The organism is Streptomyces reniochalinae, from assembly GCF_003323735.1.
Lineage (GTDB): Bacteria > Actinomycetota > Actinomycetes > Streptomycetales > Streptomycetaceae > Streptomyces > Streptomyces reniochalinae.
Genome location: NZ_QOIM01000045.1, coordinates 1 through 11,691 on the forward strand (window position 1 = coordinate 1; position 11,691 = coordinate 11,691).

The 11,691-nt window shown below is 72.4% G+C and carries 11 protein-coding genes and 1 rRNA gene; 9 read left to right on the forward strand and 3 right to left on the reverse strand.

Going from position 1 to position 11,691, the window contains the following annotated elements; all coding sequences use genetic code 11:
* From rrf to DQ392_RS29415, 8 genes are all read left to right on the forward strand, one after another.
* Positions 1–112, forward strand: a 5S ribosomal RNA gene (gene rrf / locus DQ392_RS29380); the annotation flags it as partial.
* A gap of 96 nt (positions 113–208) precedes the next feature.
* A complete protein-coding gene (locus DQ392_RS29385; protein WP_114018757.1) occupies positions 209–1,504 on the forward strand; it encodes an MFS transporter in 1,296 nt (431 codons plus the stop codon).
* Positions 1,473–2,654 (forward strand): acetoin utilization protein AcuC, encoded by a 1,182-nt coding sequence (locus DQ392_RS29390; RefSeq protein ID WP_114018758.1) that lies wholly within the window; start codon positions 1,473–1,475, stop codon positions 2,652–2,654. The genes DQ392_RS29385 and DQ392_RS29390 overlap by 32 nt, the downstream gene beginning before the upstream one ends.
* Before the next feature lie 857 nt (positions 2,655–3,511).
* Positions 3,512–3,721 (forward strand): helix-turn-helix domain-containing protein, encoded by a 210-nt coding sequence (locus tag DQ392_RS29395; protein WP_157846443.1) that lies wholly within the window; start codon positions 3,512–3,514, stop codon positions 3,719–3,721.
* A 182-nt stretch (positions 3,722–3,903) separates the two neighbouring features.
* Positions 3,904–4,002, forward strand: a complete 99-nt coding sequence (locus DQ392_RS29400; protein WP_003948845.1) for a 30S ribosomal protein bS22 — start codon at positions 3,904–3,906, stop codon at positions 4,000–4,002.
* A gap of 160 nt (positions 4,003–4,162) precedes the next feature.
* Positions 4,163–5,260, forward strand: a complete 1,098-nt coding sequence (locus DQ392_RS29405) for an NAD-dependent epimerase/dehydratase family protein (RefSeq protein ID WP_114018759.1) — start codon at positions 4,163–4,165, stop codon at positions 5,258–5,260.
* On the forward strand, positions 5,253–6,515 hold the full coding sequence (locus DQ392_RS29410; protein WP_114018760.1) for a lysophospholipid acyltransferase family protein: 1,263 nt from the start codon (positions 5,253–5,255) through the stop codon (positions 6,513–6,515). Before DQ392_RS29405 ends, DQ392_RS29410 begins: the two co-directional genes overlap by 8 nt.
* A gap of 145 nt (positions 6,516–6,660) precedes the next feature.
* Positions 6,661–6,987, forward strand: coding sequence for a hypothetical protein (locus DQ392_RS29415; protein WP_114018761.1), 327 nt, complete (start codon positions 6,661–6,663; stop codon positions 6,985–6,987).
* Positions 6,988–7,096: 109 nt separating this feature from the next.
* On the opposite strand, the gene DQ392_RS29420 is transcribed toward DQ392_RS29415, so the two are convergent.
* The 3 genes from DQ392_RS29420 to DQ392_RS29430 all read right to left on the reverse strand — a co-directional run bounded on the left by DQ392_RS29420 (position 7,097) and on the right by DQ392_RS29430 (position 10,938).
* Positions 7,097–8,476, reverse strand: a complete 1,380-nt coding sequence (locus DQ392_RS29420; RefSeq protein WP_114018762.1) for a DUF5667 domain-containing protein — start codon at positions 8,474–8,476, stop codon at positions 7,097–7,099.
* A gap of 268 nt (positions 8,477–8,744) precedes the next feature.
* The gene (locus DQ392_RS29425) at positions 8,745–9,593 is read right to left on the reverse strand and encodes an ECF subfamily RNA polymerase sigma factor, BldN family (RefSeq protein WP_114018763.1); all 849 of its coding nucleotides are present in this window, start codon (positions 9,591–9,593) and stop codon (positions 8,745–8,747) included.
* Positions 9,594–9,993: 400 nt separating this feature from the next.
* Complete coding sequence (locus tag DQ392_RS29430; RefSeq protein WP_114018764.1) at positions 9,994–10,938, reverse strand: HAD family hydrolase; 945 nt, start codon at positions 10,936–10,938, stop codon at positions 9,994–9,996.
* A 54-nt stretch (positions 10,939–10,992) separates the two neighbouring features.
* On the opposite strand from DQ392_RS29430, the gene DQ392_RS29435 reads away from it, so the two are divergent.
* A complete protein-coding gene (locus tag DQ392_RS29435) occupies positions 10,993–11,229 on the forward strand; it encodes a glutaredoxin family protein (RefSeq protein WP_114018765.1) in 237 nt (78 codons plus the stop codon).
* The last annotated feature ends 462 nt before the right edge of the window (positions 11,230–11,691 follow it).

Consider the following 11,691-nt stretch of genomic DNA (forward strand, 5'->3'; position numbering starts at 1 on the left):
TGGTCATAGCGTGAGGGAAACGCCCGGTTACATTCCGAACCCGGAAGCTAAGCCTTTCAGCGCCGATGGTACTGCATGCGGGAGCGTGTGGGAGAGTAGGACGCCGCCGAACTCCATGTGAGGAAAGCCCCGTTGGCACACGCCAACGGGGCTTTTTTTGCGTTGTACACCTACCCACGCGTAGCCGGGAGTTCTAGGCTCTGCGCCCATGACGCAGGCTCAGACGCGGCGCGCGCGGGGGCGGTTGGCACTGGCCGCTGCGTTCTTCGTACAGGGCGCGATGTTCGCGCTGCTCGTGACGCGCATTCCCGCGATCCAGGACAGGTACGGGGTGTCCGACGCGCTGCTTCCGGTCTTCCTCGCGGCCGTCCCCGTCGTGGCGGGGGTGGGGAGTGTCCTCGCCGAGCGCCTGGTGCGCGGCGTACGTCCGAGCAGGGTGCTGCGGTGGTCGCAGGCGGCGACGTGCCTGACGCTGGTGTGGGTGGGCGGCGGCCAGGGGCTGACGCAGCTGGCGTCGGCGCTGGTGGCGTTCGGGCTGGCCGTGGGGATGCTGGACGCGGCGATGAACATGCTCGGCGTCAGCCTGGAGAGGGCGTACGGGCGCAGCATCATGCTGGGTTTCCACGCCGCCTACAGCCTCGGCGGCATCGTCGGGGCGTCGCTCGCCTGGCTGGGTGCGCACGAGGACCTGTCGTTGCTGGTGCTGTACGGGCCCGTGGTGGCGGTGTTGTTGCCGGTGACCCTGGTGGCGAGCCGGTGGTACGTGGACGCCGGGAAGCCTCCGGAGGGGGAGACGTATCCGGCCGGGGAGGAGTACCCGGCCGGGGTGAAGGCCCCGGTCGGGGTGGAGCCGCCCATAAGGGAGGAGCACGCGGGTTCGGGGGTGTCCGGCGGCCGGGCCGGGGGCGGCGTGTCCTGGCGGCTGCTGATGCCGCTCTGCCTCGTGATGGCCTTCGCGTACATCGGGGACTCGACCGTCTCCAACTGGAGCGCGAAGTATCTGCAAGACGTGCTCGGCAGCTCGGAGCAGCTGGCCACGGTTCCGTACAACGTCTACATGGTGACCACGCTGGTGGGGCGGACGGCCGGTGACCTGGCGGTGCGGCGGCTCGGGGCCGCGTTCGTCGTACGGGCGGGGTCGGTGGTGGCGGCGCTGGGGTTCGCGGTGGTGACGGTGGCGCCGGGGGCGTGGAGTGGGATCGCGGGGTTCGCGGTGCTGGGGTTCGGGCTGTGTGTGATCGTGCCGCAGACGTTCGTGGCCGCGGGACGGTTGTTCCCCGCGGCGTCCGAGGCGGCCGTGGCGCGGCTGAACGTCTTCAACTACGTAGGGTTCCTGGTGGGTTCGCCGCTCGTCGGAGCGCTGGGGGGCGCCTGGGACTACCGGGGCGCGATGCTCGTCCCGATGGTGTTGGTGCTGGTGACACTGGCCTGCGCCGGCTCGTTCGCCGGGCGCGGCCGATACGGTGGCGGGCATGAGCGGCCGCGCGCAGTTGATGTGGGATGAGGGCGTCACCGGCTACGACTTCGGTCGTGGGCATCCGATGGACCCCGTACGGCTCGCGCTCACGAAGCGCCTGATCGAGTCGCTGGGGGTGGAGAGCTGTCCTGAGCTGCGTGTGGTCGCGGCGAAGCCCGTCGGGGAGTCGACGTTGCGGCTCGTCCACAGGCCCGACTACATCGAGGCCGTACGGCAGGCGTCCGCTGACCCGGCGTCGGCGGACGAGAGGTTCGGTCTCGGCACCGTCGACGATCCCGCGTTCGCCCGCATGCACGAGGTCTCCGCGCTGATCGCCGGACAGTCGGTGGGCGGGGCCGAAGCCGTCTGGCGGGGAAAGGCGCTGCACGCCGTGAACTTCGCCGGCGGGCTGCACCACGCCATGCCCGCGAGCGCGTCCGGCTTCTGCGTCTACAACGACCCGGCTCTCGCCATCGCCCGGCTTCTGGAGCTGGGCGCGGAACGCGTCGCGTACGTCGATGTGGACGTGCACCACGGCGACGGGGTACAGGCGGCGTTCTGGGACGATCCGCGGGTGCTGACGATCTCCCTGCACGAGCACCCCGGCACGCTGTTCCCCGGCACGGGCTGGCCGGAGGAGTGCGGCGGTGCGGACGCCGAGGGGAGCGCGGTGAACGTGGCGCTGCCGCCGGGCACGACCGACGAGGGGTGGCTGCGGGCCGTCCACGCGGTGGTGCCCGAGCTGCTGGACGCTTTCCAGCCGCAGTTCCTGGTCTCGCAGCACGGCGCCGACACCCACATCGAGGACCCGCTGGCGCACTTGGCGGTGAGCGTCGACGCGCAGCGGGTGGCCGCCGAGGCCGCGCACGAGTGGGCGCACACGTACGCGGAGGGCCGGTGGCTGGCGCTCGGCGGCGGGGGCTACGCGGTGGTGGACGTGGTGCCGCGGACGTGGACGCACCTGGTGGCGATCGCGGCGGGTGAGCCGGTGCCGAGGGAGGCGGAGGTGCCGGCCGAGTGGCGCCAGGAGGTCTTCGCGCGGACGGGCGGCGGTGGTGCCCCGCAGCGGATGACGGACGGGCTGGAGCCGCGCTGGCGGGGCTGGGAGGAGTCCGGGTACGACCCGGCGGACCGGCTGGACCAGGCGGTCCGGGCCACCCGCCGGGCGGTGTTCCCGGCCCACGGGCTGCTGCCGTGAGCTGTCAGCCATGGGCCTTGGGCCCGTGAGTCTTGAGACGTGAGTGGTGGGTCGTGTGGGCGTGGGCCTCGAACCTCGGCCGGGGGCCAGGAGGCTGAGGGCTGGAGGTGGCTGAGGGACGCCGCGGGCGAGGCCGGTTGCAAGGTGCCGGATGCGGGGTATCGGCAGGTGCGGAGTGGCGCGCCGAGGCGCGTGGGGCCCCGCGAAGCCGGGCCGCCCCCGTCGGCCGTCCCAGCCCCCTGGCCGACTCCTGGACAACTACGCCACATTGGCCCCACGCCTGTCGGCGTCTGGACGGCCCGACTAGCACCGGCGTAGGGGGGACCTGCCGACATAGCGATGCGATTCGGGGTACGTCAGTGCGGCTTCTCCTACGTACGGGGGGTCGCGTCGCCTCGCGTAACCAGCGTGCGGCAAAGTGCCCGCGCGCGGGGCGCACGCTCGCGCGCCCCGCGCGGTCCCGACTGTGCGAGAGGGTGGGGCGCCGCTGCCGTCCGGCGGTGACACGGGGTGGGAAACGGGGGGACGGCTGAGGTGTCGGCGCAGGTCAGTGGCGTGGCGGGGGCGGCGGGCCGCGGGTGTCCTACGGGGTGGCGCGCGACGGCGCGGAGCGGGCGGCAGGGGCCGGAGGAAGCCTCGCGCGGGGCGCTCTGGTGTGACGGTGCGCAGTCCGATTACTACCGCGCGCTTACTCGCTATGTACTCAATCGAGCGTGTCTGTCACGGTAGGCGAGCGAGAGCTGCTCCTCTTCATCACTTGCATCACGCGCCCCTGATCCGGGGTAGAGCGCACATGCGAGCAGGAGTCACCGGAGGGGAAGCCGGTGCCCGACATGTGCGGAAGGTTCAGGTGTGACATGGCTGCTGACGAACGCCCTCTGAACGAGGTCGTGTTCCTGACCGTGGCGGAGGTCGCCGCGGTGATGCGAGTCTCCAAGATGACCGTGTACCGCCTGGTGCACAGCGGTCATCTGCCGGCGATCCGGGTGGGCAGGTCCTTCCGGGTTCCGGAGAAGGCCGTCCACGAGTACCTCGAGGAGTCCTACGTGGGGGTGGAGAGCGCTTAGGCCGAGGCCCGACGCGGCCGTCACCGCGGACGGTGGCGGGCGGCACCCCTCGATTCACATCCACTGTCCGGTGCCGGGTAGGGTGGCCCCATGTAGGTCGTGTGGGCTCGGACGCCCCGCACCGAGTATCGAAATGAGTTCGCCCCCACCCCGTGGGGGATGATCCGTGAGCGAGGGTAGTCGTGGGCTCTGTCATCAAGAAGCGGCGTAAGCGGATGGCGAAGAAGAAGCACCGCAAGCTGCTGAAGCGGACGCGTGTGCAGCGTCGCAACAAGAAGTGAGCGAGCGCACCGCACGCCACTGACCGCCGCCTTTCTCTCCGTGCGGGGAGAAAGGCGGCGGTTCTGCTTTGGGCACGCGTCGGAGCTGACGCCGGAGCACGCGTGCGTCGGGGCTCGCGTCGTGCGGGAGGCCGTACCGGGAGCGGCGCAGGGAGGGATTGTGGGCAAGGTCGTACTCGTCACCGGTGTGGGCAGGCCGCTCGGTGCCCGGTTCGTCCGCCGTGTGCGGCGGGAGCCGGGGGTGAGCCGGGTCATCGGGGTGGACACCCACCCGCCGGCCGACCCGCTGGGCGACGCCGAGTTCGTGCGGGCCGACATCCGGCAGCCCGCCATCGGCAAGGTGCTCGCCGAGCACGCGGTGCACACCGTCGTGCACATGGATCTGCACGGCACCGGGCTGACACCCGGCGGCGGGGGGCGCGGCGCGGTCAAGGAGACCAACGTCATAGGGGCCATGCAGCTGCTCGGTGCCTGCCAGCAGACGCCCACCGTCGGCCGGTTGGTGATCAAGTCGACGACGAGCGTGTACGGTTCCGCGCCCCGCGATCCGGCCGTCTTCGACGAGGCGACTCCGGCGCGCTCCCTGCCGGGCGGGGGCTTCGCCAAGGACGCGGTGGAGGTGGAGGGCTACGTGCGCGGGTTCGCGCGGCGGCGGCCCGACGTCGCCGTGACCGTGCTGCGCTTCGCCCACATCCTCGGCCCCGCCGCCGAGTCGCCGCTCGCCGCCTACTTCTCGCTGCCCGTCCTGCCGACCGTGCTCGGCTACGACCCCCGGCTCCAGTTCGTGCACGACGACGACGTGGTCGAGGCGCTGCGCCTGGCGGCGGCCGAGCCCGGCGTTGGAACTCTTCGCGCGGGCACCTTCAACATCGCCGGGGACGGGGTGCTGCCGCTCTCCCAGTGCGCCCGGCGGCTGGGGCGGCCGACGGTGCCGACGCTGCTGCCCGCCATCCGCTGGGGCGGCGGAGCGCTGCGCGCGGTCGGTCTGACGGACTTCTCCCCCGAGCAGCTGCGGCTGTTGACGCACGGGCGGGTGGTGGCGACCGGGCACGCCCGCGACGTGCTGGGCTTCACACCGCTCCGTACGAGTGCGGAGACGCTGGAGGCGTTCGCCGAAAACCACGGCCTGGGACTGCTGCCGCCGGCGGCCCTGTCGCGGGCCGTCGACAGGGTCGCCGGGTTGTTGCCGGGGAAACCCGCCCCCTCGGCACGGGCCGCCGGGGCCGGGAGCGAGGAGGAGGTGCGCCGGGATGGGTGACGCGAAGGTCATACCCTTCGACGACGACAGGGGCCGCCCGCGCGGCGCCGCCGGTCCGCCCGACGGGCAGCGGCAGGGACAGCACCAAGGCCAGGGACAGCACCAGGGCCAGGGACAGCACCAGGGCCAGGGCGGGAAGGGCGCGGACCGTTCGCCCGCCGGCCGGCAGACCCCGGCCCGCTCGTCCACGGCCCGCTCGTCCGCTGACCGTGCGTCCCGACGCCCGCCGCTGACGACCGTGCCGGACCAGGGACCGGGAGAGGCCGCGGGGACCGGGCCGGAGACGTATCCGGGGCAGGACTCGGGGCACGGTTCGGAGGAGGGCTTGGGGAAGGACCAGGCCACGTCCGCAGCGCGGGAGCCGGGCCCGGCGGGCGGTGACGGCGGCGGCGGGCTGCTCCAGCGGATGCTGGGAGCCGGCTGGGAGGAGCAGGCGGCGCGGGGGCTGGCGTTCCTGAGGCGCCGGGTCACCGGAGAGTACGAGGTCGACGACTTCGGCTACGACGAGGACCTGACCGACCAGGTCCTGATGTCGCTGCTGCGCCCCGTGTTCGAGAAGTACTTCCGCGTCGAGGTGCGGGGCGTGGAGAACATACCGGCCGACGGGGCCGCGCTGGTGGTCGCCAACCACTCGGGGACGCTGCCGCTCGACGGGCTGATGCTCCAAGTCGCCGTCCACGACCACCATCCCGCCGACCGCCACCTGCGGTTGCTCGGCGCCGACCTGGTGTTCATGCTGCCCGTCGTCAACGAGCTGGCCCGCAAGGCCGGACACACGCTCGCCTGCGCGGAGGACGCGCAGACGCTGCTGGAGCGCGGCGAGGTCGTCGGCGTGATGCCGGAGGGCTTCAAGGGGCTCGGCAAGCCGTTCGCCGACCGCTACAAGCTCCAGCGATTCGGGCGGGGCGGCTTCGTCTCGACGGCGCTGCGGGCGGGCGCGCCCATCGTGCCGTGCTCGATCGTGGGTGCCGAGGAGATCTACCCGATGATCGGCAACTCGCGTACGCTGGCGCGCCTGTTGGGCTTCCCGTACTTCCCCCTCACGCCCACCTTCCCCTGGCTCGGGCCGCTGGGTGCCGTGCCGCTGCCGACGAAGTGGACCATCCAGTTCGGCGAGCCGCTGCCCACCGAGGGCCATCCGCCCGAGGCGGCGGAGGACCCGATGCTGATGTTCAACCTGACCGACCAGGTACGGGAGACGATTCAGCACACCCTCTACAAGCTCCTCGTGCGGCGCCGTTCGGTCTTCTTCTGACGGCTGCGGGGCTCGGAGCCCCGGCGCGGGCGGCCCTGACAGGTGACAGGTGTGCACGCGCACGGCGCATTGGTTCCGTGGGGGACATCGGCCGGCGAGCAGAGCCGGCCGGGAGGACGCTCATCGCTGAACGAGGGAGACGAACATGAAGCGCGTGCTCGCGGCGACCCTGATGGCCGGTGCGGCGACGGTGGTTCCGCTCGCCGGCACGGCGTCGGCTGCGGACGCCCCGCCTGTTTCCGCCGACAACGTGCTGGACTGCAACACCAAGACCACGGGGCGGCAGGGCTGGGCGGCCTGCCGCAACAACACCAGCCAGTCCGTCGCCTTCCGCGTCACGGTGGTGTGCGGGCGGGGCTTCGACGGTGCGGGCAACTGGGTCACGCTGAACCCGGGCGCCACCGGCACCTCGGGCTTCGAGTGCGGCTCGGCCAGCACCGGCGCGGGAAGCGCGAGCTGGGAAGAGGGCTGAGCGGGGCACGGCACCAGCGAGAAGGGGGCACCGACGGTTCGTCGGTGCCCCCTTCGTCGTGCGTCAGGTGCGCGGCCTCACTTCTCGCGGTCGTTCACCTCGGGGTCGTTCACTTCTCGCGGTCGTCCAGGCCCAGGCGCGGCAGCACCTCAGGCACGATCGGCGGGAGGGTGATCTCGGGCTCGCCGTCCGGCGTGGCGGAGTTCCCCGGGGCGGAACCCGAGCGGGAGCCCGTGGGCTCGTCACCGCGCTCGGGCTTCTCGGAGGGACCGAGCAGGCCGCCGCCGAGCAGACCCTCACCGTCGCGCCGCTGGGAGTCGGACGGCGACGGCTCTTCGCTGTGGCGCTCCCGCCCGTGCGTGCCGTCCGAGGACGGCGTCGAGGGCTCCGTGGACGGCGACTCCTCGCCCGTACGGTCGCTCGTGCCCCGCTCGCGCTCCCGCTCCCCGTCCTGGGGCCCGGGCGGGAGAAGCGACCGCAGAGGGGTGACGTCCTCGTCCATGGCGTCGAAGACGGAGGTGACCTTCTCGCCCACGTCGCGCAGCTGCACCGGCAGCCGGTCGCGCAGCCGGCTCCAGCCGTCCCTGTGCTCCTTGGCGAAGCTGGACAGGGACCGGATCGGTGCCAGGTCGCCGTCCTGCCGGTAGGCCGCGCTCAACAGGCGGTGCCCCTCCGAGGCGTCGTGCTGCATGCCCGAGAGGGCCCTGCGGACCTCGGCGAGCGACTCGTGGTCGAGCGCGCCCGCGCGGTCCCGCTCCATGAGACGGCGGGCCTCCTTCATGCGGGTGGAGGCGTGGTCCAGCAGGAGGCTGCCGCGGTCGGCGTCGTCACCGGCCAGGTCGAGCCTGAGGTCCTCCATGCCGCGCTTGAGGCCGTAGAGGTTGTCGCCCGGGAGAGCGTCGGTGCTGGCCGCCGCGGCGCCGCCCAGTGCGCCCGCCGCCACTCCGACGCTCAGGCCGCCGGCCGCCAGCCCCTTGCCCAGCCGGGACCTGGGACGCAGCTTGCTCAGAGGGTTCGGCGCGCGGTGCGCGCCGCCCCTTCCGGTGCGGGAGGCGGCCCGGCCGTCGCGCTGTTCGGGCAGCCGCGCGTCCGGCGCGGCCGTTCCGCCCTCGGCGAAGGCCGTCTCCATGGCGGCGATCAGCTGCGCCCGCTGCACCGTCTTGACCTCGGGGTCCAGCTGAGGCCTGGGCAGCGCGGCCAGTTCACTCGCCAGCGGCAGCAGCGGCCGGTCGGTGCCGCCCGCCCGGTGGCTGTGCGGGGGCGACGCGGAGGGTGAGGGCGGCGCCGGGGGAGAGGCCGACGACCGGGACGGCGCGTGCCGTGCCCGTGTCGTCCGCGGTGACGCCCCCGGTGGGGCCGCTCCGCTTCTCCCCGGGTCCGCGGAGCCCTCGGACCCTGTGTCGGCCGCCGCGCCCGCGTCGCGCTCCTGCTCGTCCAGGGCCTGGGCGAAGGCGATGGCCCGTCGGCTGGTCGGCACGGAACCGATCACCGGCGGCACCTCCTCTCGTCAGCACGGTCGACTCCCCGCCGCACAGGAAGGGGTGCGTGACCGACCGCGTCCGCTCGAGCGTGAACGAGCCCCGGCCGGTCACGGCTGGGGGAGTCTGCAACCCCCACAACGAGCGCAAGCCAGTCGGGTTACGGAGTCCGATGTCACGATGATGTGACCGGCGTTCCGGTGTGCGTAGCCCGCGGGAGCGCCGGGCGCTCCGCGAGAGTTGCCGGACGCCCCGCGGAAGGCCGGGGCGCACGCCCGGTCAGCGCGCGTCGTCGGGGAGGAGCCTGGCGAGGGTGCGCACGGCGCGGTACTGGAGGGTTTTGATCGCCCCCTCGTTCTTGCCCATGACCCGCGCCGTCTCGGCCACCGAGAGCCCCTGCAGAAATCGGAGCGTGACGCACTCCTGCTGTTGGGGGTTGAGCTTACGTACGGCCTCCAGCAGGGCGGCGTTGGAGAGGGACTCCAGAACCGACTCCTCGGGGGAGCGTTCCACCTCGTTGGCGTCGAGCATCTCGCCGGTGGTCACTTCGAGGCGGAAGCGGCTCGACTTGAAGTGGTCGGCCACGAGGTTCCGGGCGATGGTCACCAGCCAGGCCCCGAAGTCGCGGCCCTGCCAGGTGAAGGTTCCGATGCGGCGGAGAGCGCGCAGGAAGGTCTCACTGGTCAGGTCCTCGGCGGTCGCCCGGCCGCCGACGCGGTAGTAGATGTAGCGGTAGACGGTGTCGCTGTACTGGTCGTAGAGCCGGCCGAACGCTTCGGCCTCACCGGCCTGGGCCTGTTCGACCAGGTCCATCATCCGGCGGCTGTCGGTGTCCGAGGCGGCGGGGCGCCGGGCGGTGGCGCCCGCCCCCCGGGCGCGTCGGCCGCCGGCCGTGGTGGTGCGGGTCGTGGTGGTGCGGGTGGTGCGGGTCGTGGCGCCGGCGGCGCGGTGCGCGAGGGCGTGGCAGGGGCCTGCGGGGACAGGTGCGGCTCCTGCGGGGACAGATACGGCTGTTGCGGCGAGGGCAGGGACGGCGTACGCGGTGGGGACGAACGCACGCAGTTGGTCGAAGACTGTCGTGCGCAGCGTAGCCAGGCCCGAGGCGTCAACCCCGACGTGTGGGTACACGGGACTCCCAGAGGCAGAGCTTCCATCACGTGCAGTGCGGGACCATTCACCCGGCGTAGGGACGGATGGGTACCGAATTGCGTCTGAGGAGAATAACGCTTCGTACAGGCGGCACTACACGTAGTTGCCAAAATCGTCGATTCGGTTCGCTCTGTTACGGAATGACGCCGCTTTCAGGCGTGACTCGCCCGCCAAGACTGATCACTTGGCTGGCTGGAAATGTCGCCTCGGCGATCATTTATGACCGACTGAGGGCTGCGGGACTGGCGGGCGACAACGCCGGGTAACACTGCTGGATCGGGCAGCGGCAGGGGCGCACGGACACTTCCGCGCGCCGGAACGCGGCGGACACGCGCCGGGGGTGTGCCGCGACGCGCGGACGGCCGCCCTCGTGACAGACCTACCGGCGCCGGCGCTGGACCGCGACGGCGGCCGCCGCGCCACCCGCCAGCGCGCCCACACCGGCAGCCGCCGGGATCCCCACCTTGGCCGCCTTACGGCCCGTGCGGTAGTCCCGCAGCCGCCAGCCCATTTCCCGCGCGTGCGCCCGCAGTCGGCTGTCAGGATTGATCGCATACGGATGGCCGACCAGCGACAGCATCGGAATGTCGTTCGCCGAATCGCTGTACGCGGCACACCGCTCCAGCGCGAGACCCTCCGCCGCGGCCAGCGCCCGCACCGCCTCCGCCTTCGCGGGCCCGTGCAGCGGCTCACCGACCAGCCGCCCCGTGTAGATGCCGCCCACCGACTCGGCGACCGTTCCCAGCGCGCCGGTCAGCCCCAGGCGCCGCGCGATGATCGTGGCCGTCTCCACCGGCGCCGCCGTCACCAGCCACACCTTCTGGCCCGCGTCCAGGTGCGCCTGCGCCAGCGCGCGCGTACCCGGCCAGATGCGGCCGGCCATGTACTCGTCGTAGATCTCCTCGCCGATCGCCATCAACTCGTGGACGCGGTGGCCCTTGACGATCGACAGGGCACTCTCGCGGGCGTCCTGCATGTGGTCGGCGTTCTCGGAGCCCGCGAGCCTGAAGTACGCCTGCTGCCAGGCGAAACGGGTGAGTTCGCGCTTGCGGAAGAACTTGCGCTTGTACAGGCCGCGCCCGAAGTGGAAGAGAGCCGCCCCCTGCATGACGGTGTTGTCCAGATCGAAGAACGCCGCCCCGCGGACGTCCCCCACGACGGGGAACTCGGCCTCCTCGGCGGCCTCGTGCCCCTCGCGCTCGGCTGCCCGGGCCGCCGCTTCCTGCTCCTGCTTGCGCGCCGCCTCCGCGGCGGCCTCGCCGGCGAGCACGCTGCGCGCGGTCGCGGAGCGCTTGCGAGAGGTGAGCCATGCGGGAAGGGCCATGCCGCGAGCATAGCCAGTTTGTTCGGTGGGTCCGTTACGTGCGGAGAATGGGGCATGAAGACTGTGACCCTCATCGGGAAGCCCGGGTGTCATCTGTGTGACGTGGCGCGCGACGTGATCGTGCGGGTGTGCGACGAGGTGGGTGCGGCCTGGGAGGAGAAGGACATCAACCAGGACCAGGAGCTCTACCGCGCCTACTGGGAACAGATCCCCGTCGTCCTCGTCGACGGCCGGCAGCACGACTTCTGGCGCGTCGACCCCGACCGCCTCCGCCGCGCCCTCACTGAGTGACACGGGCGCCCGGAAGGGCCGGGTGCGGGGCCCTGGGCCCTGAGCCGTCCCGCCCGCCCTGATCCCTCCGCGCGCCCGCCTGACCCCGTGATCCGGCCGGTTCCGGAGCCCCCGGCCCCTGGGGTCTGGCCTGTTCCCGCCGTTCCGGTCCTGTTCCCGCCGTTCCGGTCCGGCTTCCACGGTCCCTCAGGGGCGGGCCCCCTTGCCGGTCTCGGTCCCGGCCCGGCCGGCTGATCCGGCCCGGGTCCCGTCCGCCGGGGCGAGGGCACAGGTTCCGCACGGCCGGATCCGCCGGCACCGGCAGTCCGCCCGAGGGTGCCGGTCGAAAACCGCGCAAATCCCGTCGTAAGCGGTCTCATCGAGTGGGAATGTGGTCGGGGTTCGAGTTGCTTTCGATTAGTATCGAGGGCGTTTTGCCGTCCGGGGGCGTATTGGTGAGGAGTGTGGCCGGTGTCCCCGTTG

What these genes read in the sequence shown, in the direction of transcription:
- DQ392_RS29385 (WP_114018757.1), top strand. Translation starts at nt 209, where the DNA reads ATGACGCAGGCTCAGACGCGGCGCGCGCGGGGGCGGTTGGCACTGGCC.
- DQ392_RS29390 (WP_114018758.1), top strand. Translation starts at nt 1,473, where the DNA reads ATGAGCGGCCGCGCGCAGTTGATGTGGGATGAGGGCGTCACCGGCTAC.
- DQ392_RS29395 (WP_157846443.1), top strand. Translation starts at nt 3,512, where the DNA reads ATGGCTGCTGACGAACGCCCTCTGAACGAGGTCGTGTTCCTGACCGTG.
- DQ392_RS29410 (WP_114018760.1), top strand. Translation starts at nt 5,253, where the DNA reads ATGGGTGACGCGAAGGTCATACCCTTCGACGACGACAGGGGCCGCCCG.
- DQ392_RS29415 (WP_114018761.1), top strand. Translation starts at nt 6,661, where the DNA reads ATGAAGCGCGTGCTCGCGGCGACCCTGATGGCCGGTGCGGCGACGGTG.
- DQ392_RS29430 (WP_114018764.1), bottom strand. Translation starts at nt 10,938, where the DNA reads ATGGCCCTTCCCGCATGGCTCACCTCTCGCAAGCGCTCCGCGACCGCG.
- DQ392_RS29435 (WP_114018765.1), top strand. Translation starts at nt 10,993, where the DNA reads ATGAAGACTGTGACCCTCATCGGGAAGCCCGGGTGTCATCTGTGTGAC.